The following is a 24,251-nucleotide window of genomic DNA, read 5'->3' on the forward strand; positions in this document are numbered from 1 at the left end:
TTGGAGCAATAATTGCTGGCAAGTATAACAGTCCGCAGCCGGTTCTACTCGCGGTGATGTGTAACTTCCTGCCGCCGGAACACCACTTCCATGCGCGTGCCGCCCAGTGGGCTGGCAGAGGCGCTGACGGTTCCGGCATACTGTTCAAGAATATCCCGCACCACCGCCAGTCCCAGCCCCTGTCCCGGCCGCAGCGTATCGGCCCGCTGGCCGCGGACGAAAATCACATCGCGCTTGCTTTCAGGAATACCCGGCCCGTCATCGTCGATAAACAGATGCAGCGCCTGATCAGTCTGACGCGTGCTAACTTCAATAAACTCCAGGCAATATTTACAGGCGTTATCGAGCACGTTGCCGAGCACTTCCATAAAATCGTTCTGATCGCCGACAAATACCAGCTCGGGAGGGATGTCGAGCGTGATCTCTACGCCCTTGCGCTGGTAAACCTTGTTGAGCGCAGAGCAGAGGCTGTCGAGCAGGGCGGAGACCGAGTGAAAATCGCGCTGCAGCGGATTGTGATCGGCCTGCATGCTGGCGCGATGCAGATAGTAACCCGTCTGCTGTGAAATACGGCTGATCTGCTCCAGCATCACCGGCTCAGCCTGTTCGATGGTGAGCGATTTGCCGTTGCGCAGCGATCGCAGCGTACTCTGCAGCACCGCCAGCGGTGTTTTCAGGCTGTGGGTTAAATCTGAGAGCGTGGTGCGGTAGCGGGTATAGCGCTGACGCTCGTTGGTCAGCAGCAGGTTGAGGTTGCGCACCAGGCTTTTCAGCTCCTGCGGCGGGTTATCGCCCAGGTTTTCCCGCTGACCGGTCTCCAGCTCGCGCACCTGCGCGGTGAGATCGCCAATCGGGCGCAGGCTCCAGTGAGCGGCCAGCCAGAGCAGCGGGATCACCAGCAGCAGGTTAGCCGCCAGCACATAGCTGAACCATGACCAGACCACGTCTGAGTGCTGCAGCTCCTGCGGGATAGAATCCACCACCACAATGGTCATCGCCGGCAGATTGACCGTCGCATCGTAGCGATTCACCGCAACCGAATGGGTAAAGGTGTCGTTACTGTTGCTGTCCAGCGCGTGCAGCTGCTGCTGCGCCTGGATGTTATCGCCTAATGCCGTCAGGCTGGTGCGGTTGCTGGTGTCAATTTCATAAAAGTCAGGCTTCAGCAGCCACTCGGGCTGGATCTTGTCCCGAATCTCCGGCACGTCGCGCTGCTGCCACAGCAGCTTGCCGCGTTCATCGTAGATAAAGACCAGCGTCGGGAAATTCAGCGTCATGCGCTCCGGCTGCGCGATGGTGAGTTTGTTATCCTGCCACTGCGCCAGGGTGAAAAAGAGGTTACTTTCACCACGCAGCACGCGGTAGGTATTTTTATCGAAACTCACGACATAGCCGATAACCGCGACCATGCCATAGGAGAGAGAGATAAACAGGACCACGGCGGCGGTCGCCAGCAGAAAGCGGGTACGGAGCGAGAGCGGGCGCAGCTGGCGAAACCAGTTCATAGGTCAGAGATCGAAACGGTAGCCCTGACCGCGTACCGTGTTGATCACTTCGGTCGGATGCAGTGCAAGGATTTTCTTGCGCAGGCGGCCCATCAGCACATCGATGGTATGGCTCTCGCGCAGTTCAGCATCAGGATAGAGCTGCAGCATCAGCGAATCTTTGCTGACCACTTTACCCGCGTTGCGGATCAGCGTTTCTGCAATCGTATATTCAAATGCTGTCAGCTTCACCGGCACGTCGTTCACCGCCAGCTCGCGACGTGACAGGTCGACCTGAAACGGCGGCAGGGAGATGATCTGCGATGCGTGGCCGCTATTGCGCCGCATCAGCGCCTGCAGGCGGGCAGCAACCTCCTCAATATGAAAAGGCTTGGTAACGTAGTCGTCCGCGCCAGCTTCCAGGGCTTCAACTTTTGCCTGCCAGCCTTCGCGCGCGGTCAGTACCAGGATCGGCTGGCGCACCGCGTCGCTGCGCCAGCGGCGAATCAGCGACATGCCATCTTCGTCGGGCAGGCCAAGATCAACCAGCGCAATGTCAGGCAGATGCTCCTGAAGAAAGTAGTCAGCTTCTTTCGCATCTTCAGCGGCATCAACCTGATGCCCCATATCACGCAGCTGAACGGCGAGATGGTGGCGCAGCAGAGCATTATCTTCCACAACCAGAACACGCATACTTTTTCCTTACCTGCAAACTCAGTGATAATAAAGTGAGTATACGTGAAGGGAGCTAAACCAGAGAACAACGCAACAGGCGCGCGGTGCGCGCCTGTGCAGGCGGAATTACTTCAGCTCATCGACCATTTGCACCGCGCGGCCCAGATAGTTCGCCGGGGTCATCTGCTTCAGGCGCACTTTCTCCTCTTCCGGCAGCGCCAGGCTGTCGATAAAGGTCTGCATGCCCGCCGCGTCGACGCGCTTGCCGCGCGTCAGCTCTTTAAGCTTTTCGTAAGGTTTTTCAATACCGTAACGGCGCATTACGGTCTGAATCGGCTCGGCAAGCACTTCCCAGTTGTGATCCAGCTCATCCAGCAGGCGATCGCGATTCACTTCCAGTTTTGAGATGCCCTTCAGCGTGGACTGATAGGCAATCAGCGCATAGCCGACGCCGACGCCGAGGTTACGCAGAACGGTTGAGTCGGTGAGATCGCGCTGCCAGCGTGACACCGGGAGCTTGCTGGCGAGGTGCTGCATCACCGCGTTTGCCAGGCCTAAATTGCCCTCAGAGTTTTCAAAGTCGATAGGGTTGACCTTGTGTGGCATCGTTGAGGAGCCAATTTCGCCCGCGATGGTTTTCTGTTTGAAGTGGTTCAGCGCAACGTAGCCCCAGATATCGCGATCAAAATCGATCAGGATAGTGTTGAAACGCGCGATGCAGTCAAACAGCTCTGCGATGTAGTCGTGCGGCTCAATCTGCGTGGTGTAGGGGTTCCAGGTAATGCCAAGCGAGGTGACAAAATCTTCGCTGATCTGATGCCAGTCCGCTTCCGGATAAGCGGCGATGTGCGCGTTGTAGTTGCCGACGGCGCCGTTGATTTTGCCCAGCACCTCAATGTTGCCCAGCTGACGCAGCTGCCGCTCCATGCGGTAGGCGACGTTGGCCATCTCTTTGCCCATGGTTGAAGGGGTAGCGGGCTGACCGTGCGTACGGGAGAGCAGCGGAATATCGCGATACTCCTGCGCCAGCCCTTTCACCGCAGCGATGATTTTCTGCCAGTAGGGCGTGATAACGTCGCGGCGTGCCGTTTCCAGCATCAGCGCATGGGAGAGGTTGTTGATATCTTCAGAGGTGCAGGCGAAGTGGATAAACTCAGAGACCGCCTGCAGCGCAGGCACATCAGCCACTTTCTCTTTCAGAAAGTATTCAACCGCTTTGACATCGTGATTGGTGGTGCGCTCTATGGTTTTGATGCGTGCAGCGTCAGTTTCATTGAAATTGCTGACAATTGCGTCAAGGAAAGCGTTTGCGTCAGCATCAAATGCAGGAACTTCCCTGATCTCTGCGGTCGCAGCCAGTTTCTGTAACCAGCGAACTTCCACTTCCACGCGGAATTTCAGTAAACCAAACTCACTGAAAATGGCGCGCAGCGGGCTGACTTTATCGCCGTAACGGCCATCAACGGGTGAGACGGCGGTCAGAGAGGATAATTCCATCAGTGCAACTCCTGAAACGTTAACAGATGAGGGCAGGGCGGCGTTTAATACGCCGGACCCAGCCGGGATAAAATAGCTTTGGCTTCATTCAGCAGGCGCTGACGCGAAAACATCAGCTGCAGGCGGCCACCGCCACACTGCTGCCAGAGCACCGCTGAACGGATCCCCGCCAGCAGCGCCGCGCGGACTTTGTTCTGTACCCGAGTATTTTGCAGCACCTGCGGTGAGCCGGTAACCTGAATGCGCGGGCCCAGCGGGCTGATGATATCGACATAGATGCCCGCCATGGCGCTGGTAAGGGTATCGGATTCGGGGCCGTAGTGCGCCAGCTGACGGTCGAGCTGGCCGATACGCTGTGCCAGCGCCGCCAGCGCGGTTTTGTTGCCGCTGAGCTTGCGCTCCAGCACCATCAGACCCAGCGTGTAGCGCGTCACTTCCGCACTGGCACCCTGACGGCTGCCGCTGTTCAGCACCGCCATTAAGGTCTCCAGACCGGGGCGCAGATTGGCTTCGTCATTACCATACACCGCCAGCGTGGAGGCGGGATTGAGATCAAGCAGGCTGCGTATGGATACCTGCAGCGCCGCGCTGTCGCACTGGCCCTGATGCGCCAGCTGCTGCGTCAGCTGTGTGGCCTGGCAAATGCCCGCCAGCGCCAGCGTAATATCATAAAAATTTTTAGCCACGCTCTACTCCTGCAGAAAAATCAGCGGCGCTGTTTTACGCCTCAGGCAGCGGCAGGCGCTGCTCAATAATACCGCCACCGAGACAGACGTCACCCAGATAGAACACCGCAGACTGGCCCGGCGTCACCGCAGCAACCGCTTCATCGAAACGCACCTCAATGCGATCGTCACCAAGCGGCAGGATTTCACACGGGATGTCACTCTGGCGGTAACGGGTTTTAACCGTGCAGCGCAGCGGAGAGGTCACAGGCTGACGATCGACCCAGTGCAGCTGCTGGGCGATCAGGCCCACAGACATCAGACGCGGGTGGTCGCCGCCCTGGGCGACAATCAGCCGGTTACGTGCGACATCTTTGTCCACCACATACCAGGGATCGTCATTGCTCTCTTTACGGCCGCCAATGCCCAGACCTTTGCGCTGACCGAGCGTATGGTACATCAGCCCCTGGTGCTCACCGACAATGTCACCCTCAACCGTCTCAATCTCGCCCGGTTGCGCAGGCAGGTAACGGCCGAGGAAATCGCGAAACTTACGCTCACCGATAAAGCAGATGCCGGTAGAATCTTTTTTCTTTGCGGTAATCAGATCCAGCTCTTCGGCAATGCGGCGCACTTCCGGCTTCTCCAGTTCACCGACCGGAAACAGGCTCTGGGCGATCTGCTGGTGGCTCAGGGTGTAGAGGAAATAGCTCTGATCTTTATTACCGTCGAGTCCGCGCAGCAGCTGGCTTCTGCCCGCCACATCGGCCCGACGCACATAGTGGCCGGTCGCGATATAATCTGCGCCGAGGTCGTCAGCAGCGAACTCAAGAAACGCTTTAAATTTGATCTCTTTATTGCAGAGAATATCGGGATTAGGCGTGCGCCCCGCCTTATATTCGTCGAGAAAATGCTCGAACACATTGTCCCAGTACTCAGCGGCAAAATTAATTTTGTGCAGTTTTATGCCGAGCTTGTCACACACGGCTTGTGCGTCAGCCAGATCGTCTGCGGCGGTGCAATACTCCTCGCCGTCATCCTCCTCCCAGTTCTTCATGAACAGGCCTTCAACCTGGTAGCCCTGCTGCTGCAGTAGCCACGCGGAAACGGAAGAATCGACGCCGCCGGACATTCCGACGATTACTTTTTTCTGGCTGTTGTCAGACATGACGCACTCTTGATTACAGTAAAACAGGCGGCGCATTCTATCATGGAGTCACGGTATGCGCACCCTTGTGAAACGGCCAGTTAAACGGCGCCACCAGCTGTAGCGGGTAGCGCACGCCCTGTTGCCACAGCCGCACGCTCTCCGCGACCAGCGGCGAACGTAGCTGATCGGACGCAAGAATTTGCTCAGGTGCCAGCCACCAGCAGCAATCGATATCGCTGTCGAGCGGCGTGGTCACGCACGGCGCTGGCAGATCAACGCCAAAGAGAAACCGCACAAAAGGTGTATTATCCGGCGCAATCCACTGCTGCACGCCAAGAAAATAGTGCAGCTCTGCATGGATGCCGGTCTCTTCATACAATTCGCGCAGCGCCGCTTCCTGCAGCGTCTCATCCGCCTCGAGATGGCCCGCTGGCTGATTCCAGGTCACGCGTCCGGCGACACGCTCCTCAACCACCAGCAGTTTACCCTGCGCCTGTACCAGACAGGCGACGGTTACATGAGGTTTAAACATCGTTCGCTCACTCTGATTAACCTGCGGTTATTGAAACTCAGCGCTGATATCGCGCCACTCGCCGGGAGCAAGCTCATTAAGCTGATGCTCTCCCAGCGCAAAGCGAATCAGACGCAGGGTCGGAAAACCGATATGCGCCGTCATGCGTCGTACCTGCCGGTTGCGCCCTTCATACAGGGTGATTTTCAGCCAGCTGGTGGGGATGGTTTTGCGTTCACGCACCGGTGGCGTGCGCGGCCAGAGCCACTCCGGCTCGCTGACCGCTTCGATACCCGCCGGCAGCGTTATGCCGTCGTTAAGCTCAACGCCGCTGCGCAGCCGGGATAAATCTGATTCCTGCGGCACGCCCTCGACCTGAACAAAGTAAATTTTCCCCGTGCGCCTGCCGGGCTGAGTAAGCTGCGCCTGCAGCGCACCATCGTTAGTCAGCAGCATCAGCCCCTCACTGTCGCGATCCAGACGGCCTGCCGCGTAGACGTCGCTGACCGGAATAAAGTCTTTCAGCGTGCGGCGTCCGGCGTCGTCGCTGAATTGCGGCAGGACATCAAAGGGTTTGTTAAATAAAATCACGCGGCGCGGGCCGGTCGGGCGTGCCGGGCGGCGCGCAGCGTGGCGTGACGCCGCGGTGCGTTTAGGTGGGTGAATTTTCTGAGATGTTTTTCGCATGAGCTTTGCAGTAAGTAACAATCAGCGCATTATAACGCGAAATTACGGTGATTGGCGTAGGGGAAATATTCAAGTAGTATTGACCCGCATCTTACAAATCATTAACAAAAAATCGCTCGAAGGAGAGGTTAATGGAAAGCAAAGTAGTTGTTCCGGCAGAAGGTCAGAAAATCACCCTTGATCAGGGCAAACTGAATGTCCCGCATAACCCAATCATTCCTTACATCGAGGGTGATGGTATCGGCGTGGACGTTTCCCCGGTCATGCTGAAAGTGGTTGATGCTGCCGTGAAGAAAGCCTACAACGGCGAGCGTAAAATTTCCTGGATGGAAATCTTTACTGGTGAGAAATCAACAGAACTTTACGGCCAGGATGTCTGGCTGCCGCAGGAAACCCTGGATTTAATCAAAGAGTATCGCGTTGCCATTAAAGGCCCGCTGACCACCCCGGTTGGCGGCGGTATTCGCTCGCTGAACGTGGCACTGCGTCAGGAGCTGGACCTCTACGTCTGCCTGCGTCCGGTACGCTACTACAAGGGCACGCCAAGCCCGGTTAAACGTCCGGAAGAGACCGATATGGTGATCTTCCGTGAGAACTCCGAAGATATCTATGCCGGTATCGAATGGAAAGCGGGTACGCCGGAAGCGGATAAAGTGATCAAATTCCTGCGTGAAGAGATGGGCGTGAAGAAAATTCGCTTCCCGCAGCAGTGCGGTATCGGCGTGAAGCCGTGCTCGGAAGAGGGAACGAAACGCCTGGTCCGTGCGGCGCTTGAATATACCATCACTAACGATCGTGATTCGCTGACGCTGGTTCACAAAGGCAACATCATGAAGTTCACCGAAGGTTCTTTCAAAGACTGGGGCTACCAGCTGGTGAAAGAGGAGTTTGGTGGTGAGCTGATCGACGGTGGCCCGTGGATGAAATTTAACAATCCAAATACCGGCAAAGAGATCATCGTTAAGGATGTGATTGCAGATGCTTTCCTGCAGCAGATCCTGCTGCGTCCGGCAGAGTATGACGTGATTGCCTGTATGAACCTGAACGGCGACTACATCTCTGACGCCCTGGCGGCACAGGTTGGCGGTATCGGTATCGCACCTGGCGCAAACATCGGTGACGAGTGCGCGCTGTTTGAAGCCACGCACGGGACTGCACCAAAATATGCGGGTCAGGATAAAGTGAACCCGGGTTCAGTGATCCTGTCTGCAGAGATGATGCTGCGCCACATGGAGTGGTTTGAAGCGGCTGACCTGATTGTTAAAGGCATGGAAGGCGCAATCGCGGCTAAAACCGTGACCTATGACTTCGAACGTCTGATGGATGGCGCTAAGCTGCTGAAATGTTCAGAGTTTGGTGACGCGATCATCAGCAACATGTAATCTGCTTCAGGCAGAGCGCAAAACGGGAGCCAGTGGCTCCCGTTTTTTTATTCGCCTGCTGTATCGTTCTGACGCAGCGTCTCATCGCGCGCCTGCGACAGGCGCCAGAAATCGTGGCCGCCCGGATGCTGATAAATCCGCAGGGCAAACTGTCCGACGATGGCATAGATATACTCAAATATCGCTGACTGTGAATCTTCGTAATCAGCCCACATGACGGAAGAGGTAAAGCAGTAGACCTCCACCGGTAACCCTTCCGGTGAGGGTTTAAGTGCCCGTACCACGATATACATATCTTTCTTAATATCATCGCGCTGCGTCAGCCAGGCGGTCAGATATTTACGAAATAGGGTCAGATTGGTCAGGCCATTTTCGGCAAACCAGCGGTCGCCTGGCGCGCTGGGTTCACGTCCATCCATCAGCACGGAAAGCTGCTCACTGACCCCGCGTATCTGCATCATCTGCTGCACCAGCTCATAGTCCAGAAAGCGAATGGAGGTCTGGTCAAGATAGAAGCTGCGCATGATACGCCGCGCGCCGGAGGAGAACATCGCCTGCCAGTTGGTATAGGTTTCAGTCAGAAAATTTTTCGTGGGGATACGCGACAGCGTGTTATCCCAGTTGCGAATAGTAATGGTGTGCAGCGCAATATCGATGACCTCACCACTGATGCCGTTATCCGGCATCTCAATCCAGTCGCCGAGCTGCAGCACATCATTTGATGAAACCTGAATGTTGGCCACCAGCGACAGCAGCGTGTGCTGAAATACCAGCATCAGAACGGCTGCCACCGCACCCAGACTGGAAATAATAATTACCGGCGACTTATTCGACATAATCGCCAGGATCATGATCGCGGAGAGAATGTGCACCAGAATCTTACCGATCTGGATATAGCCTTTGATCGAGTGATTTTTACGCCGCGACTTTTTGGTATAGGAGATGTTGATGATCTCCAGCACTTCCGTAAAGAACAGCGAAAGATAGATAAAGAACAGAATGCCGCAGATGGTCTTGACCGCAATCTGCAGATGCTGCGGCAGACCCGGCATAAACTGCAGCAGATAGTAGACGATAATGACCGGGATGAAATTAGAGAGTTTTTCCGACAGGCGGACATCTTTATCCAGCGGTACCTGGTTTTTGTGCGCGCTGAAAAAGACTTTACGCACCACTTTTACCACAAAAAATTTACAGATAAAGTGCGCAATCATCGCCGCCGCGACCAGCAGCAGCAAGCTGACGGTTGCCGCAAGCGCCGTGTCACCGGCAAGAAAATTCTGGAATGTATAGAAGTAGCTCATGTTAATCAGTAGCCGGTCCGGGATGGCGGGAATTCAAGCATAAAGCCGTACGGGGCGATAAGCGACGCGTGCGCAATTGCGGTCTCAGTCAGAAAATAGTTCAGCACCGCTGACTGCGGCTGCAGTTATACCACTAAGCCCCCCTGACTGACGAGCGGCATCAGACAATTACCCGTGCCATCCGCGCGCTGGCCAGTCGCATAGTTTGAAGCAGTTAACATCCTGAACCGGATAGCCGTGCCTTTTGCAGCAGAAGCCGCTATCGTCAGCGCTCAGTATCGGGGGAGAGACTATGCAGGGTATCGTGAAGTTTGTGAAAGGCTGGCTGCTTTTTTCACTGCTGTGGGGCGTGTTTATGTGGTTTGTCTCCTGGCAGGCGCAGGGAAAAGAGCCGGGCATGGCCGTGGTAATGAGTCTGTATGCGGGATTGATCTATCAGGCGCTGCGTACCATGGTAGCGCGATATAAAGCACGACGCGCGGCGGCGTAAGTGCAGGAACAGCGGGGCCGGCTGGCCCCGCTGACCAGATTATTTGCGGCCCAGCAGGAAACCGACGATCACGCCGATGCTGGCAGCCACGGCCAGACCCGTAGTCGGATTGTCACGGACCGACCTCACCACGCAATCAGCTGCATCCTGTACGGCATAGCTCGCCTGCGCCGGATAGCGCCGTGCTGCACCTTTTGCCTGATGACGGGAAGAACCCGTCAGTTCGCCAAATTTCTCCTGAACTGCACCTGCTGCTTCATTCAATTTTGCTTCCGCTTTGTCAGTCATGTTGACTCCCTGATAGTGGTGAATGTCACTTTCAGCGTAGTCAGAGAATGATGGACCGGCAACCCGACAGCGGTAAAGGTTATGTAACAATCTCTGTTTAACAATGTTTGTTCAGGAACGGTTTACCCCTGACGGCAGCGCCATGAGGGGTACCAGCTCACCAGAAAATGGCGTAAATGGTCACAACACCACTCAGCATCCTCAGGCTGCTGGCAGTAGAACCGGACGGTCACTTTTTCATAGCGCTGCTGGCGCAGGTGCAGCGGCGACCAGCCCCAGTCCAGCACGGCGCGCGCATAGTTGACCAGCGAGCCGGCAGGCATCTCATGCTGACTCTCCTGACAGCCGAGATAGTGCTCAAAACGCGCTTCCAGCTGTTCTGCTTCATCATGCGTATGCGGTACATCCGGACGAAAAGCGATGTCAATAAAACCGCAGACGCTGTCTTCACGCTGCTGACGATCGCAGGCGAGCGTCATAAAGAGTCCCTCCTGCAGATTCACCTCTTCCAGCAGCCGGCGCATATTTTCAGAATCGTTACCCGCTTTTATTTCGTCGATCCGCTCAGGCTGCTGCGTCAGATCAAACCCGCAGGGATTGACTGAGCCATCTTCATTGGTGGTGGCCGGGAAGGGGAAATCGATGTAGCCGTTATTATCGAGACTCTTTTCCATTATCGGTATCTGCCGCAAGCGTAAACCCTGACAATAAACTATCCTGCGGCGGGGTGCACGGGCTAAGGACACTGCCAGGTGATCATGGTGTTTTCGTAAGGATTGATAAGCCGGAACTGTTTATCGCTCAGGCGCTGGGCATAAAAACCTTCAGTCGTAACGGCAGAGGGGATATAGCGGAAGCGGTCAGTGGAGTGGAGCGGGCCGCTGCTTACTGTGACGTTGTCACTTCTTACAGAGAAAGCGGTCGCCAGATCAAAAATCCAGGCGTGAGTACTGCCCAGCGATTGACCATAAATCGTGGTCACCTCACCAGGACAATCCACTCCTTTTGGCGTCGAACTACAGCCTGTCAGCGCAATAATAATGATGAAATAAGTCAGTTTTAACATGGTCCTGATCCTGGTTCTTTCCCTGTCTGACAGTGGCACGATAACGCGTATCGCTTATATGAGCATAGCAGGTCTGGCTGCACTTCCCATTTGCATTTTGTTTAACTGTTAAGCGGTAAGCAGGTCAGGGGGGTGACTTTGGTAGCAGATAAACGGTATTCTTGCCAGCGCAGTGCACCAGACAGGAAAAAGACAGGGTAAATGAATGAGAGAAGAAGAAGCCAGCTTAATGATTCTTCAGCAGGCGATAGATCAGCTGGACGCCGATAAGAAAAAACAGGTCATAAACTGTGTTGCGGCGATCCACGATGTGATGCATAAATTCGATCCAGAAGATGCCGGACTGGCACTCATGCTGGTGGCGGCTCAGGTGGCCGCAGAGTAAGCTTCAGGCCGATGCAATATCGGCGTTATTTCTGCTTTATCACTATGTAGCCGTCCGGCGTGCCTGCTCTGATGCGCGGCACGCCATGCATTAATCTGCTTCCCGCTATGTTACCCTGCAAGTTACGACATTAAACTCAGGTGAAAAACAGCATGAAAATTCTGGTTATAGCCGCGGGACTGCTGGCGTGTCAGGTTGCGCCGGCATGGAGCGAAAGTGAATTTCAGATCACCTGTCCGGGGCGGGCCACGATGACGGTATCCCGCGCCAGTTACGGACTCAGCACGCTGATGTGGCCGAAACGGCATTTTCAGGTGGCCGCGGGACAACAGCGCCTTCACCTCGAAGGGGGCGACAGCGTCGCCATCACGCGCTTCCGCAACGGCGACCGACTGGTCATTAATAAAGAGAGCGGTGAAACCTTTTTCGTTTATGCGCAGAGCGACAAACTGGTTCCCTGTCAGCGTTCAGTAAAGCGCGATGCCGCTATCGTCTCTCTCGATCGTTATGACGATCGTCAGCACGCCTCTTCATAACACCGCACAGGAACAACACCATGTCACTCAGCGTCACCGACAGCGTCACTGCGCAGGATCTCGACGACATCAGACAGGGTCTTAACGCGTTCAACAGCCGCTTTATTGATGTCAGCGAGATCAAAGCGCTGGGCGTGTTTATTCATGATGCAGATGGTGGGAAAATAGCAGGTCTGACAGGATCAACCTGTGGTAACTGGCTGCGTATCGACATGCTGTGGGTCAGTGACGCGCTGCGCGGGCAGGGCGCCGGCACCCGGCTGATAATGGCAGCAGAGAACGAAGCGCGGGCGCGGGGTTGCGTCTATGCGCAGGTGGATACGGCAAGCTTTCAGGCGCGTCCGTTCTATGAAAAACAGGGTTATCAGCTCCGGTTCAGCCTGGATAACTATCCGCGTCATCATCAGCGCCACTATCTCACCAAAGCTCTCTGATTACAGCAGCGGCTGCTGTCGCAGATCCAGCGGCGACTGCTCCGCTTCGTCAATCGCTGCCAGCCAGCCGGACAGATCAGTCTTTACCCATGAAAGGTGACCCCGCGTGGTGCTCATCAGCACCACATCGGGCCGCAGCGTGCGGTAAAGTTCCAGCGACTGCTGCAGCTCGGCAGGATTACTGTCAGGCTTGAGCACGCTGATCCAGCGGTTGTAGTCGCAGGTGAGGGTGTCGCCGACAAACAGATAGGTCTGCCCGAGCGGGGAGTGGTAAAGATAGCTGCTGCTGCCCGGCGTATGGCCCGGCGTTGGCAGCAGATGGAAGTCGCCAAAATGCACCTCCCTGCGGGTAAAGGTTTCATCCGGCTCAACCACCAGGCTAACCGGACCCAGCGAGCGGCTGTGGCAGTAAAGCGCACTGCTGAAGCGCTGCTGAATAAGGCGTGCTCCCGGCGCCGCCTCATGCCAGTGCGTAAGATAGTGACGAATAACGCCACCCGCCTCTGCCAGAAACTCATGATCGAGCGGATTCTCAACCCGGCCAATCAGCAGGTTGCCGCGTGGATGCCGCAGCATAAAGCCATGCATCATCAGGTCATTAGCGGTCTCTTCAGCGGGAAATTCCGGCGTGGAGATCCATAAGTCTTCATAAAGCGGCTTCAGAGGGCGATCTCCTGCATGTAGTCTTATCGCAGCACCGGATGTCCGGTGATGCTGAGCCGCGCGTTACCGGCATTTACATCAAGCGTAGCATGCGCACCCAGCGGCAGCGTGACGGTATCAGGCGCGTGTCCAAACGCCAGATCGCTTATCACCGGCAGCTGATACTCATCGCGCAGGCGCTGCCAGACCGTGTCGAAACCGAAGCCGTTATCATAGGCGCTGAGAGAGGTACTGGTAAAACTACCGGTAATAATCGCCTGCTGACGTGCCAGAATGCCGCACTGCTGCAGCTGCAGCAGCATGCGTTCGATGCGAAACGGATGTTCATTAACATCTTCAATCACCAGAATGCCGCCTTCAATCTGCGGCAGCCACGGGGTGCCAATCAGCGTGCAGATCATCGCCAGGTTACCGCCCCACAGGCGGCCCTGCCAGCTGCCGCAGTCCGGGCTTTCGCTCTGCCAGTCCACTTTCAGTTCCGGAGAGGAAACGGCCTGCCAGAAATGGTGTTCGGTAAACGCTGAAACGGGATCCGCGCCGAAATTACCGGCCAGCATCGGGCCGCTGAAGCTTATCAGGCCGGTCTGCGCCAGCAGCGCCAGCTGAATAGCGGTGAAGTCACTGTGGCCGCACAGCGCAACCGGCTTACTGTTCAGACGCTGCGCGATACCGCGATAATCCAGCTTGTCCAGCAGGCGGGTCGCACCGTAGCCGCCGCGCACCGCCAGAATAATATCCGGCAGCGTGTCTGACGCCACCAGCGCATTGATATCCGCCAGGCGTTCTGCGTCCGTACCGGCAAAGCGCTGAAAGCGGCGGGCAACCACTGCGCTATTCTCCACCCGGTGGCCTGCATGCTGAAGCCGCTCAATGCCGCGCCGGGCAGCGTCCTGGTTGTGGCAATAGCCAGAAGGGGCGATTAAACGAAAGGAACGGGCTGGGTGCATTACGCTTTTCCTGCTCTCTGCTTATGTGTCCATAGTGACAAACTGCGTGAACGGCGTCACGACAGCAAAATGAATTTTGTCATTTTCAGAATAACGGTAATTTTACTGCCGGCCGTCATGGCTATGATAACCTGCGCCTCTCTTATAGCGGAACCTGAAAAACAGTGAAATTTCGACTACTTATGCTCTCTGCTTTACTGCTGGCAGGCTGTGCCAGTGAACCGGAAAAACCCAGAGTGCCTGAGCGCAATACGCCTCTCACTCAGGCTCCGCCCTCAAAAATTAATGATGCCTGGGCGCTGTTTACAGAAGATGCTGCCACTCATTATGGCGTTGATGAGAAGTTAATCAGCGCCATTATCAGTGTCGAATCGGGCGGTAATCCTGCTGCAGTGAGCCGCTCTAACGCGGTGGGCCTGATGCAGATCAAGGCCTCGACGGCGGGGCGCGAAGTTTATCGCGTGCAGGGCCGTCGCGGGCAGCCCTCAACGGCCGAGCTGCGCGATCCGGCTAAAAACATCGATATTGGCGTCGCCTATCTGCGTATTCTGCAGGAGTCGGCACTGGCCGGTATCCGCGATCCGCTGACGCTGCGCTACGCCACCATTGTCTCCTATGCCAACGGAGCTGGCGCGCTACTGCGCACCTTCTCACGCGATCGCGACCGCGCCATTGCGATGATTAACGCGATGTCGCCGGATGAGTTTTACCAGCATGTGCAAAACAAACATCCGGCCGCGCAGGCACCGCGCTATCTGTGGAAAGTGACTACCGCCTACCGCACTATTGGCTAGCGCGGTGCGCGCAGCTTAACGCTGCGCGCTCTGTGCCGGTGCTTCATTGGATGCATCGCTGAGATTAATACGCGGCAGCACTCCACCGGTAAACTCGACGCGGCGCATCGGGAAGGCGAAGCGGATCTGCTTCTGCTCCAGCTGCGCCATCAGCTGCAGGTTAATCTCCTGCTGAATATCCATGTAAACATTGTAATCCGCGCTCAGCACAAAATAGACCACTTCAAACGTCAGCTGCGACTCATCAAACGAGAGAAAGTGCGCCCGATCAAAACGGGTATCGGGCACGCCTTCGATAATCGTTTTCACCATGCCGCCAATCTGCCGCACTTTCTCCGCCGGTGTACCGTAGTTAATGCCGAACTTAAACACGATGCGCCGCTGCTGCATACGTTTGTAGTTGTGGATCGTCTGCTGTAACAGAATGGTGTTTGAGCAGACGATCTGTTCGCCGCCGAGGCTGCGCAGACGCGTGGTTTTCAGGCCAATATGCTCAATGGAACCTGCGATATCGCCGAACACAATAAAATCACCGTGCTCAAACGGTTTATCAAAGCCGATCGCCAGCGACGCAAACACATCGCTCAGCACGGTCTGAATCGCCAGTGCAATGGCGATACCGCCGACGCCTAAACTGGCCACCAGTGCGGTAATGTCGATCCCCATGTTGGAGAGGATCGCCAGCAGCATCATTACCCATACCACCACCCGCAGCAGAATGCCGAGGATCACGGTGGTGACCGGATTACGCACGTGCAGCGGATCGCGCAGCATGCTTTTCAGCCATAAACGGATGCCGCAGTCAATCCACAGCGTGAACTGCAAAATCAGCGCGAGGAACCAGCTGTGGGCAATCGCCACGCTCCAGTTGGCCGGCAGGTCCGCAAACTTCAGCGAAATCAGCAGGGAGAAGATCAGCAGCAGCGACTGGCTGGTGCTGCGCAGGATCTCAACAAGGATGGCGGTGAAGCGCACATGGCGCTGTTCGCTGTAGCGGGCGATACGATTTGAGACAAAGCGGATAGCGGTGCGCAGCAGCCACCAGACGATAAGAGTACCAAAGAGGATGATGGCGCTATTGATCCAGAGGGTTTGATTAAGAAAAATGCGTTGCCAGCCAGAGGCTGAAAGCCAGTTTTCCATGGGGGAGTTTCTCCTTGCCGGGCGCTGGTTAAAATAAAGGGCAAGGAGAAGCATAGCCTGTCTGAGATATCCTGCAGGCGTAACGGCAGTTACTGAAAGCGGCTCGCCTTATCGCGTGCCAGCCGTTCAAGCGCGAAGATCACCTGCTGCAGCTGGCGCTCCTGCACGGGTTCAATGGCGGTGAAACGAAAGCTTAGCCGCGGTATCACGCAGGCTTCGCCTTTACGGACTACGCTGCGCTCGCCAATATGAAGCAGCTCTGCGGTGACCTCAAACTGGCCAAATTCGCCCAGCTCAACCCGCAGCTGGCTGAACTTATCTCCCCGGGCAAGGCCCTCCGGCAGCGGCCCTTCCGGCAATACCCCGACCCCGCCCAGCGAAAGATCCTGCAGGCGAAAGCGCGCCTGACTGCCGTCCGGCCACTGGGTGTAACACCAGAAAACCGGCTCCAGCGGGGCGTTGATGCGGAAAAATTCGCGGCGCTGGATTTGCCAGGCGCACGCCGGCAGCGGCGCGCTGAATGCGGGTAAGCCTTCATACTCAACCAGCGTCAGGGCAGCGAGGGTGAACTCAATTTTGGCGCCGTAGGTTTCGGCGCAGACGCTGAAGTCGGGACTCTCCAGCACCCACTCATTGCTCAGCGCATTGCTGCCCAGATCGAAAATAATGCACTCCTCATCGGCAACCAGCAGGCGGCTGATAAACTGCCCGCGATTAAACGTTACCATCAGCGGAGTTTGGTAGCGCGACAGATCCCTCATCACATTCAAAACCGCTAACGTACCCCGCTTGAGATACTGTTCGTTATCGGCATCTTTCACATCCTGCTCCCCGCTGCTGCGCATATCATCGTTATGCGACGATTATCGGCGTAACGCTCGGAATCTTTAGCGGCTGGCTGATGATTAAAGCGGCAGTTGCGCTGCAGGGAAAAAAATCCCGTCTATACTTATCGCAGTGAACACCTTGATTCATAACGTAAGGAGCAACAAATGGGTATTCTTTCATGGATTATTTTTGGTCTGATCGCCGGTATTCTCGCTAAGTGGATTATGCCAGGTAAAGATGGCGGCGGCTTCATCCTGACCGTGGTACTGGGTATTATCGGTGCGGTTGTCGGCGGCTGGATCAGTACCCTGTTTGGTTTTGGCAGAGTTGACGGGTTCAACTTCGGCAGCTTTGTTGTCGCGGTGATCGGTGCCATTGTCGTGCTGTTTATCTACCGCAAAGTGCGCAGTTAATTCTGCCCGCATAAAAAAAACCGCGGCCCCGGGGCTGCGGTTTTTTTTCGGCTGTAGCCGGCGCGAAATTAATTCGTGTGCTGCAGCGCCGGCATATCAGGGATATCACTGGCGCTGTTACAGGTTTTTTCTTTCGGGCAATATTTATCCAGCAGCATCAGCGTCACGCCGTTGGTCCAGCCAAAACCATCCTGCAGCGGATATTCACCGCCGCCGCCGCCGCCCAGCTGCGCGCCCTCAACCACATATTTTTCCACCAGCTTATGCTCTTTGTCATAGGTCTGCTGGACGTTTTGCAGGAAGCGCTGGCCAATCTGTCGTGCCAGCTGCGGCTGGTTGTAATGCTCCAGCCCCTCTACCGCGACCCACTGCAGCGGAGCCCAGCCATTAGGCGCATCCCACTGCTGGCCATTATTGACTGTGGTTGTCACCAGACCACCAGGTTTAAGCAGCTGTTTTTCTACTGCAGAAGCGGTACGTTCAGCCTGCTTGTCTCCGGCCAGCTGCATATAGAGCGGGAAAAGAGCGGCCGCCGTCAGCTGGTTGTGAACCTGTTTTTTACTGAAATCGTAATCGGCATACCAGCCCTGTTTCTCATCCCATAGATAACGATTGATCGCGGCCTGGCGTTTTTCTGCCGCCGCGGCAAAGGCTTTCGCCTGGTCATCCTGTTTTGCCAGCCGGGCTGATTTTGACAGCGTCTGCTCCAGATGAAACAGCAGGCTGTTGAGATCGACCGGCACCAGCGCTGTGGTGCGGATGGAGGCGAGATTATGCGCATCGGTAAACCAGCGCGAACTGAAATCCCAGCCCGACGCCGCGCCGGCGCGCAGATCGCGCCAGAGCTGCGGTTTGTCACGTTCCGGGGTTTTTTCTGCTGTCTTCACATCGTCCAGCCAGGATTCTGTACGCGGCACGTCGCGCGCGTCCCAGTAGCGGTTAAGCAGGGTGCCATCGGAGAGTTTTACCACCCGCTTGCTGGCGTGGCCGGCCGCTACGCTGTCGCTGTCAGCCATCCAGTAGTCATACTCTTTCTGCAGCTGCGGCTGATAGTGCCGGTAAACCTCATCGCCTTTATGCGTGGCCAGCAGGTCTACCATCAGGCTAAAGAACGGCGGCTGCGACCGGCTGAGGTAATAGCTGCGGTTGCCGTTAGGGATATGCCCGTAGCGATCGAGTTCGGTGGCAAAGTTATCGACCATATCCTGCACGCGGTCCCAGTTACCGCTTTCCGCCAGGCCCAGCATGGTGAAATAGCTGTCCCAGTAATAGACCTCGCGGAAGCGCCCGCCCGGCACAACGTAAGGTTTCGGCAGCGGCAGCAGTGAATCATACTGGCTGGCATCAGGCGTGCTGCGCGTCAGCACCGGCCACAGGCCGTTGATATGCTCACGCAGGCTCTGCCCGGCGGGCGGTACATATTTGTCCTGCTCTTTGGGCAGGGTAAAGTTCATGTCAACGAAGCGTTTAAGATCAAAATTGCGCTGCTTCTTTTGCATCTGCCAGTCAGCGAGAATCGAGGCGGGATCGTATTTCGGGATCGCGTCAGCAAAGGTTTTCTGATCGGGATAGAACTGCGCTTTCTGCACGGCGCTAAAGAGCGGACCCAGACGTACATCGGGCGGCTGCGGCTGCTGGCTCAGCATCCGGCTTCCGGTTTCGGCATGGGCCAGCGTGCTGGTTGCCAGCAGGGCAGTGGTAAGCAGCAGAGAGAGGCGCGCGGGCATCAATATGACATTTTTTCTCATCGGTTTTTCTCCTTGTCCGAAAACGTGGTGCGCTAACGTATTGACCACTCAAACAACTTTAGTCGCTATCGCGCCGGCTGGCGCTGCAGGGCGATGGAAATGTGAAGCGCTGCCGGGTAATTACGTGGGAAATTGTTGCCGCTGACGGTTTTTACTTGCTCCGCCGCGCGGTTTACCGGAGGCTGAAAGAAAATAAGGAGGCGTATGAAGATTATCTGGTATCACCCGTCAATGGAGGCGCAGCGCTGGCTGACGGGACTCGCCCGGCGGCTGCCGGACGCGGAAATCCGGCTGTGGCAGCCGGGCGATAATGGCCGTGCGGATTATGCCGTTGTACGTTCGCCGCCAGTGGAGATGCTGGCGGAGCGTAGCCTGAAAGGGCTGTTCGCGATGGGGGCGGGCGTTGATGAACTTCTGCAGCAGCAGCGTCAGCACCCTGACAGGCTCAGCGCGCAGGTGCCGCTGTATCGCCTTGAGGATACCGGCATGGCACAGCAGATGCAGGAGTATGCGAACTGGTGCGTGCTGGGCTGGTATCGCCGCTTTGCTGACTATCAGCGCCAGCAGCAGGCGCACTGCTGGCAGCCGCTGCCGCTGCCATCGCGTGACGCCTTCACCATTGGCGTGCTTGGCGCGGGCGTACTGGGCCGCAGCGTGCTGGAGAGCCTGCAGCAGTGGGGATTCCCGCTGCGCTGCTGGAGTCGCACGCCGAAGAGCCTGCCTGGCGTGCGCGCCTTCCACGGTGCCGCCGCGCTGCACGACTTTCTTGCCGGCTGCCAGGTCGTGATTGATCTGCTGCCCGCCACGCCGGAAACCACCAATCTTGTTAACGCTGATTTCCTGCGCGCGCTGCCGCACAGCGCATATTTTCTTAACCTGGCGCGCGGTGCGCATGTGGTTGAAGCGGATCTGCTGGCAGCGCTCAACAGCGGGCAACTTGCCGCCGCCGCGCTGGATGTCTTTCAGCAGGAGCCGCTGCCGGCGGAAAATGCGCTCTGGCAGCATCCGCACGTTACCCTCACGCCACACAGTGCTGCCATTACGCTGCCGGAGCAGGCGATGGACGCCATCGCCAGCGCGATTCAGCAGCTGGAAAAAGGGCAGCAGCCCCCGGGGCGCGTGGATCGCCAGCGCGGCTATTAACTTATCTCAGAGGAGCAAACTATGTATCCCGTTGATCTGCACATGCACACCGTTGCCAGCACGCACGCCTACAGCACGCTGCACGACTATGTCGCCCAGGCGAAACAGAACGGCCTGAAGCTATTTGCCATTACCGACCACGGCCCCGATATGGCGGATGCGCCGCATCACTGGCATTTCATTAATATGCGCATCTGGCCGCGGGTTGTTGACGGCGTCGGGATCCTGCGCGGAATTGAAGCGAACATTAAGAACCAGCAGGGCGAGATCGACTGCAGCGGGCCGATGCTGGATGCCCTGGATCTGATCGTGGCGGGCTTTCACGAGCCGGTCTATACGCCGCGCGATAAAGCGCACCATACTGAGGCGATGATCGCAGCGATGGCAGGCGGGCTGGTGCATATCATCAGCCATCCGGGCAACCCCAGGTTTCCGGTGGATATCCGCGCCATTGCTGAAGCCGCGGCCCACTACAACGTGGCGCTGGAGATCAATAACTCCTCGTTTACCCATTCGCGTCCGGGCAGTGAACCTAACTGCCGCGCGATTGTGGAGGCGGTGCGCGAAGCGGGCGGGTGGCTGGCATTTGGCTCCGATTCCCACACCGCCTTTACGCTGGGACATTTTGAGCACTGCCTGCGCATTACGCGCGAAGTGGATTTCCCTGAAGATCGGGTGTTAAATGTCACGCCGCGCCGCCTGCTCGACTTTCTGGAGCAGCGCAGCGGTAAACGGATCGCGGAATTACTGGATTTTTAATGTTGTAGTGAGGAATGCTGCCAGATGAATGAGTTTTCTATGCTTTGCCGGGTGATCGGCTCCCTGTTTAACCGTCAGCCCCAGGATCCGCTGCTGATGCCGCTGTTTACGCTGCTGCGCGAAGGCAAAATGCAGGCACAGTGGCCGCTGGAGCAGGATGCGCTGCTGACGCGTCTGCAGCAGAGCAGCGATCCGCAGGCGCTGGCAGCGGATTACAACGCGCTGTTTGTCGGTCAGGAGTGCAGCGTGCCGCCTTACGCGTCACAGTGGCCGGAAGGCGCGCCGGAAGCGGAGATCCGGGCGTTTCTCAGCGCGCGCGGCATGCCGCTCAGTGACGCGCCCGCCGATCACTTTGGCGTACTGCTGCTGGCGGCGTCGTGGCTGGAAGATCAGTCTGCAGAAGATGAATCTGACGCGCAGCGCGCGCTGTTTGAATCTTATCTGCTGCCGTGGTGCGGTGCGTTCCTCGGCAAAGTTGAAGCGCACGCCTCTACGGCGTTTTATCGCACGCTGGCTGAGCTGAGCCGCGAGGCGATCCAGACAATGTATGATGAGCTGAGCGAAGACGATACGCCGCAGGCGTAATCGTTCCGCGCAGGGGGGCGCTGCCGGAGGCGTTCGCTGCAGCTGCACAAAAGCAGTGACGTGCGGCTAAAGCCTGCAGACTCCGGCCGATCCAGACTAAGCGAAGAGAGACTAACGCCGGCGCAGACGCGGAAAACGTGCGTGCATGCGCAGATTGCGCAGGTTAAGCACGGCAATGGCGGTGCCCAGCACCACCAGCGATGCGCCAAATACTTTGAAACTGTTCATGCTGTCGTCCAGCACCGTCACGCCCATGATGACAGCCAGCACCGGCGTCAGCAGCGAATAGGGCATGATCAGATTAACATTATATTTTTTCAGCAGGGCGTACCACAGCGTATAGGCAACAATCGAAGAGGCGATAGCGCTGTAAAGAATGCCGAACCAGCCGTGCCAGCCCGCCGCCTGCAGGGCGCTGAACTGATTCGACTCTGTCAGCCATGAGGCAGCGCCAACCAGCGGCACGGCGAGGAATGAGATCCAGCCGGTCAGCGTCAGCGGACTAATGGGCGGCGACTTTTTAACAATCATGTTGCTGACCGCCCAGCCAAACGCGCTGCAGAGCAGGATACAGAGTACCCACCAGGCGGGGATAGTCGGGCTGCCGGAGAGCACGGCCACGCCGCTCAGAGAGATAGCAATGCCGCACAGCTGCACCAGCCGCAGTTTCTCTTTCAGGATCGCCATCGCCAGCAGCATCGCAATGGGTGTGCCCAGCTGTACAACGATAGCCGCCGTACCGGCATCGGTATAGCGCATGCCGACAAACAGCAGCGAGAAATGCATAAAGCCAAAGGTAAACGCGAGGGTGATGAGCCACGGCAGCTGCGCGCGCGTAATACGACAAAAGGGCACCAGGATCAGAGCGACCACGACAAAACGCATCCACGTCAGAAACAGCGGCGGCAGCTCCAGAAGGCCCCATTTAACCGCCACGTTGTTAAACGCCCAGATCGAAATCACAAACAGAATCAGAAAAAAATGCCGTACGGCCACGCTGTTATCCTTCACAGAAAAATGAACTTACGCTTAATAATGGCATGAAGCCTGCCACACAGGACATACCAACCCGGCGGTTTAGCACTCAACAGCAAAAGCGCCGCTATATAATTACAACATACTATTATCCGGGCGCTATTCTGACATCAGCTTCTGCATAAGCATGTTGCGGAATAACATAAGACACGGCTGGCAATTGCTGTCACAGTAGCGCTTAACAGCGGACGCAGCAGAGGAGCCTGCCGGCAATGACGGAGCGTTATACCTTACCCCTGGCATTAATACAGCTTGAAGTTCCGCCCCCCCAGGTGGTGGCGAAAATTGGCGAACAGCCTGCGTGGTTTATTGACGCGCTGCAGCTGCAGGCGGATGACTATATTATCGTGCGTCCGCACCGGGGTGACGCGCTTCCCGGCTGGCAGGAGATTAGCGGGGCGATCCTAAGCGGATCCTGGGCGATGGTAACCGATCACGCCGGATGGAGTGAGCGCACTGCGGCCTGGATACGCGGCGCAATGGAGGCGCAGCTGCCGCTGCTTGGCGTCTGCTACGGCCATCAGCTGATGGCGTATGCGCTGGGGGGGGAGGTGGGTGATAATCCCCGCGGCTGGGAGCGCGGGCTGCAGACCGTCACGCGGACCGCTTCGGATGCCTGGCTGAACGGGCTGCCGGCGCACTTTTCCGCCTGGCTGTCGCACCGGCAGTCGGTACTGGCTCCGCCGCCGCAGGCCACGGTTCTGGCGCGCTCAGCGCTGGATGCGTGTCAGGTGTTACGCTACTCGCCGCAGGCATTTTCCGTTCAGTTTCATCCGGAGTTTAGTCGCGAGATCATGACGGCCTGTACACCGGCTGACGTACAGCCGGATAGCGCGGTAATGGGTGATACTGACTGGGCGCGTACGCTGCTGCAGCGCTTCTGGCAGCAGGTACGGCCCCGGGATCAGGAAGCGTCGCAACGCTGACAGCGATAGACCCAGGCGGGCGGCATGTTTTTCAGCACCCGCTGCCGCTGCCAGACAAAATAGCGCGACAGATCGTGCCGGGTGAGCGAGGTGTACTGAAACTGGACAAATACGCCCTGGGGCGCCAGCGCCTTATGTACCGCGCTCAGAATGGTATGACGCGTGGCCGCAGGCAGCGACAGCAGCGGCAGGCCGGAAAATATAGCGTCATACTCACCCTGCAGCAGCTCCGCTGAGTGTGCCTGAACCCGCATGCGCGGATCGTGCCACTGACGAAGTTCTGCTGCCAGCTGCGGATTAATTTCAAACACGTCAAGCTGCGCGGCCGGTACCATCCGTGACAGCAGCTGGCGGGTCAGCACGCCATCACCGGCGCCCAGTTCAGCCACCCGCAGGCTGCTATCCCACTCTACCGCATTGCACATACAGCGGCATAACGCCGCTGATGAAGGGGTGACGCTGCCGATTGTGCGCGGATCGCGAATAAACTGCTGTACAAAGTTCGCTTTGGCCCGCATTAGCATCATGGCTGAAGCCAGCATCTTTCTCTCCTGAATCTGTGGTCTGCAGGGTATTGACCACAGATAACGCTCAGGTTTCGCTTTAGCGCGGCAAAAAAGCCAAACTCAGAACATTCCGGCACAAGCAATTCTGTCCCGCTTTAACACCGATTTCCCGCGCCGGCTCACAGTTTCCCGTCTGCAGACCTGACA

29 protein-coding genes are annotated in these 24,251 nt (G+C 57.0%); 11 read left to right on the forward strand and 18 right to left on the reverse strand.

The genetic code is table 11. The features are described 5' to 3' along the window. Positions 1-44: 44 nt before the first annotated feature. The 7 genes from phoQ to rluE form a co-directional block, all read right to left on the reverse strand. Complete coding sequence (phoQ, locus tag AC2CF9_RS01050) at positions 45-1,505, reverse strand: two-component system sensor histidine kinase PhoQ (protein ID WP_484556051.1); 1,461 nt, start codon at positions 1,503-1,505, stop codon at positions 45-47. Between the two features lie 3 nt (positions 1,506-1,508). Continuing rightward, positions 1,509-2,177 (reverse strand): two-component system response regulator PhoP, encoded by a 669-nt coding sequence (phoP, locus tag AC2CF9_RS01055; protein ID WP_039383893.1) that lies wholly within the window; start codon positions 2,175-2,177, stop codon positions 1,509-1,511. 108 nt (positions 2,178-2,285) lie between these two features. After that, positions 2,286-3,656 (reverse strand): adenylosuccinate lyase, encoded by a 1,371-nt coding sequence (purB, locus tag AC2CF9_RS01060; RefSeq protein WP_150017355.1) that lies wholly within the window; start codon positions 3,654-3,656, stop codon positions 2,286-2,288. A gap of 44 nt (positions 3,657-3,700) precedes the next feature. Then, the gene (hflD, locus tag AC2CF9_RS01065; RefSeq protein WP_484556052.1) at positions 3,701-4,342 is read right to left on the reverse strand and encodes a high frequency lysogenization protein HflD; all 642 of its coding nucleotides are present in this window, start codon (positions 4,340-4,342) and stop codon (positions 3,701-3,703) included. Between the two features lie 34 nt (positions 4,343-4,376). Next, the gene (mnmA, locus tag AC2CF9_RS01070; RefSeq protein WP_484556053.1) at positions 4,377-5,489 is read right to left on the reverse strand and encodes a tRNA 2-thiouridine(34) synthase MnmA; all 1,113 of its coding nucleotides are present in this window, start codon (positions 5,487-5,489) and stop codon (positions 4,377-4,379) included. Between the two features lie 40 nt (positions 5,490-5,529). Further along, the gene (locus AC2CF9_RS01075; RefSeq protein WP_150017357.1) at positions 5,530-6,003 is read right to left on the reverse strand and encodes an NUDIX domain-containing protein; all 474 of its coding nucleotides are present in this window, start codon (positions 6,001-6,003) and stop codon (positions 5,530-5,532) included. A 27-nt stretch (positions 6,004-6,030) separates the two neighbouring features. Continuing rightward, positions 6,031-6,669: a 23S rRNA pseudouridine(2457) synthase RluE gene (gene rluE, locus AC2CF9_RS01080; protein WP_370513339.1), complete on the reverse strand. Its 639-nt coding sequence runs from the start codon at positions 6,667-6,669 to the stop codon at positions 6,031-6,033. 131 nt (positions 6,670-6,800) lie between these two features. Between rluE and icd the strand changes: the two genes are divergently transcribed. After that, entirely contained in the window at positions 6,801-8,051 is a 1,251-nt protein-coding gene (gene icd / locus AC2CF9_RS01085; protein ID WP_039383903.1) for an NADP-dependent isocitrate dehydrogenase, read from the forward strand. A gap of 47 nt (positions 8,052-8,098) precedes the next feature. Here icd and AC2CF9_RS01090 read toward each other — a convergent pair whose 3' ends face one another. After that, complete coding sequence (locus AC2CF9_RS01090; RefSeq protein WP_484556054.1) at positions 8,099-9,355, reverse strand: mechanosensitive ion channel family protein; 1,257 nt, start codon at positions 9,353-9,355, stop codon at positions 8,099-8,101. 292 nt (positions 9,356-9,647) lie between these two features. Here AC2CF9_RS01090 and AC2CF9_RS01095 point away from each other — a divergent pair, with 292 nt between their 5' ends. Continuing rightward, a complete protein-coding gene (locus tag AC2CF9_RS01095) occupies positions 9,648-9,845 on the forward strand; it encodes a DUF6404 family protein (protein WP_039383907.1) in 198 nt (65 codons plus the stop codon). A gap of 39 nt (positions 9,846-9,884) precedes the next feature. On the opposite strand, the gene AC2CF9_RS01100 is transcribed toward AC2CF9_RS01095, so the two are convergent. The 3 genes from AC2CF9_RS01100 to AC2CF9_RS01110 all read right to left on the reverse strand — a co-directional run bounded on the left by AC2CF9_RS01100 (position 9,885) and on the right by AC2CF9_RS01110 (position 11,199). Then, entirely contained in the window at positions 9,885-10,133 is a 249-nt protein-coding gene (locus AC2CF9_RS01100; RefSeq protein ID WP_065649559.1) for an ElaB/YgaM/YqjD family protein, read from the reverse strand. Between the two features lie 122 nt (positions 10,134-10,255). Beyond that, positions 10,256-10,807: a hypothetical protein gene (locus tag AC2CF9_RS01105; protein ID WP_484556055.1), complete on the reverse strand. Its 552-nt coding sequence runs from the start codon at positions 10,805-10,807 to the stop codon at positions 10,256-10,258. Positions 10,808-10,869: 62 nt separating this feature from the next. Next, positions 10,870-11,199 (reverse strand): hypothetical protein, encoded by a 330-nt coding sequence (locus tag AC2CF9_RS01110; RefSeq protein WP_150017361.1) that lies wholly within the window; start codon positions 11,197-11,199, stop codon positions 10,870-10,872. Positions 11,200-11,404: 205 nt separating this feature from the next. Between AC2CF9_RS01110 and AC2CF9_RS01115 the strand changes: the two genes are divergently transcribed. The 3 genes from AC2CF9_RS01115 to AC2CF9_RS01125 all read left to right on the forward strand — a co-directional run bounded on the left by AC2CF9_RS01115 (position 11,405) and on the right by AC2CF9_RS01125 (position 12,554). Then, positions 11,405-11,584 (forward strand): hypothetical protein, encoded by a 180-nt coding sequence (locus AC2CF9_RS01115; protein WP_150017362.1) that lies wholly within the window; start codon positions 11,405-11,407, stop codon positions 11,582-11,584. A 152-nt stretch (positions 11,585-11,736) separates the two neighbouring features. Then, complete coding sequence (locus AC2CF9_RS01120; RefSeq protein ID WP_150017363.1) at positions 11,737-12,120, forward strand: hypothetical protein; 384 nt, start codon at positions 11,737-11,739, stop codon at positions 12,118-12,120. 20 nt (positions 12,121-12,140) lie between these two features. Then, the gene (locus AC2CF9_RS01125) at positions 12,141-12,554 is read left to right on the forward strand and encodes a GNAT family N-acetyltransferase (RefSeq protein WP_484556056.1); all 414 of its coding nucleotides are present in this window, start codon (positions 12,141-12,143) and stop codon (positions 12,552-12,554) included. Here AC2CF9_RS01125 and AC2CF9_RS01130 read toward each other — a convergent pair whose 3' ends face one another. Together AC2CF9_RS01130 and ldcA are read right to left on the reverse strand one after the other, a co-directional pair. Next, entirely contained in the window at positions 12,555-13,217 is a 663-nt protein-coding gene (locus tag AC2CF9_RS01130; RefSeq protein ID WP_094111809.1) for an MBL fold metallo-hydrolase, read from the reverse strand. It lies immediately after the preceding gene. Positions 13,218-13,240: 23 nt separating this feature from the next. After that, positions 13,241-14,164: a muramoyltetrapeptide carboxypeptidase gene (ldcA, locus tag AC2CF9_RS01135; RefSeq protein WP_484556057.1), complete on the reverse strand. Its 924-nt coding sequence runs from the start codon at positions 14,162-14,164 to the stop codon at positions 13,241-13,243. Between the two features lie 164 nt (positions 14,165-14,328). Here ldcA and emtA point away from each other — a divergent pair, with 164 nt between their 5' ends. Further along, positions 14,329-14,958 carry a membrane-bound lytic murein transglycosylase EmtA gene (emtA, locus tag AC2CF9_RS01140; RefSeq protein WP_150017366.1) on the forward strand — a complete coding sequence of 210 codons (630 nt, stop codon included), beginning with the start codon at positions 14,329-14,331 and terminating at the stop codon, positions 14,956-14,958. A gap of 15 nt (positions 14,959-14,973) precedes the next feature. Here the strand turns inward: emtA and AC2CF9_RS01145 are convergent, their stop codons facing one another. Both AC2CF9_RS01145 and AC2CF9_RS01150 read right to left on the reverse strand, forming a co-directional pair. Further along, positions 14,974-16,101, reverse strand: coding sequence for a mechanosensitive ion channel family protein (locus AC2CF9_RS01145; protein ID WP_484556058.1), 1,128 nt, complete (start codon positions 16,099-16,101; stop codon positions 14,974-14,976). Between the two features lie 89 nt (positions 16,102-16,190). Then, positions 16,191-16,922, reverse strand: a complete 732-nt coding sequence (locus AC2CF9_RS01150; RefSeq protein ID WP_150017368.1) for a flagellar brake protein — start codon at positions 16,920-16,922, stop codon at positions 16,191-16,193. Positions 16,923-17,093: 171 nt separating this feature from the next. On the opposite strand from AC2CF9_RS01150, the gene AC2CF9_RS01155 reads away from it, so the two are divergent. After that, the gene (locus tag AC2CF9_RS01155; protein ID WP_039383925.1) at positions 17,094-17,342 is read left to right on the forward strand and encodes a GlsB/YeaQ/YmgE family stress response membrane protein; all 249 of its coding nucleotides are present in this window, start codon (positions 17,094-17,096) and stop codon (positions 17,340-17,342) included. A 68-nt stretch (positions 17,343-17,410) separates the two neighbouring features. On the opposite strand, the gene treA is transcribed toward AC2CF9_RS01155, so the two are convergent. Continuing rightward, the gene (gene treA, locus AC2CF9_RS01160; protein WP_484556059.1) at positions 17,411-19,090 is read right to left on the reverse strand and encodes an alpha,alpha-trehalase TreA; all 1,680 of its coding nucleotides are present in this window, start codon (positions 19,088-19,090) and stop codon (positions 17,411-17,413) included. Positions 19,091-19,294: 204 nt separating this feature from the next. Between treA and ghrA the strand changes: the two genes are divergently transcribed. From ghrA to AC2CF9_RS01175, 3 genes are read left to right on the forward strand one after another with little or no spacing between them, the layout of a single operon-like run. Further along, entirely contained in the window at positions 19,295-20,233 is a 939-nt protein-coding gene (ghrA, locus tag AC2CF9_RS01165; protein ID WP_484556060.1) for a glyoxylate/hydroxypyruvate reductase GhrA, read from the forward strand. A gap of 21 nt (positions 20,234-20,254) precedes the next feature. After that, positions 20,255-20,992, forward strand: coding sequence for a PHP domain-containing protein (locus AC2CF9_RS01170; RefSeq protein ID WP_484556061.1), 738 nt, complete (start codon positions 20,255-20,257; stop codon positions 20,990-20,992). A gap of 24 nt (positions 20,993-21,016) precedes the next feature. Next, on the forward strand, positions 21,017-21,577 hold the full coding sequence (locus AC2CF9_RS01175; protein WP_484556062.1) for a TorD/DmsD family molecular chaperone: 561 nt from the start codon (positions 21,017-21,019) through the stop codon (positions 21,575-21,577). A 111-nt stretch (positions 21,578-21,688) separates the two neighbouring features. Here AC2CF9_RS01175 and AC2CF9_RS01180 read toward each other — a convergent pair whose 3' ends face one another. Further along, positions 21,689-22,573 (reverse strand): DMT family transporter, encoded by an 885-nt coding sequence (locus AC2CF9_RS01180; RefSeq protein ID WP_484556063.1) that lies wholly within the window; start codon positions 22,571-22,573, stop codon positions 21,689-21,691. 251 nt (positions 22,574-22,824) lie between these two features. Here AC2CF9_RS01180 and AC2CF9_RS01185 point away from each other — a divergent pair, with 251 nt between their 5' ends. After that, complete coding sequence (locus AC2CF9_RS01185) at positions 22,825-23,538, forward strand: glutamine amidotransferase (RefSeq protein ID WP_484556064.1); 714 nt, start codon at positions 22,825-22,827, stop codon at positions 23,536-23,538. Here AC2CF9_RS01185 and AC2CF9_RS01190 read toward each other — a convergent pair. Further along, the gene (locus tag AC2CF9_RS01190; protein ID WP_484556065.1) at positions 23,517-24,080 is read right to left on the reverse strand and encodes a class I SAM-dependent methyltransferase; all 564 of its coding nucleotides are present in this window, start codon (positions 24,078-24,080) and stop codon (positions 23,517-23,519) included. The genes AC2CF9_RS01185 and AC2CF9_RS01190 overlap by 22 nt on opposite strands. Positions 24,081-24,251 lie beyond the last annotated feature (171 nt).

The sequence above is a fragment of the Pantoea sp. SYBGC1 genome (assembly GCF_057197005.1).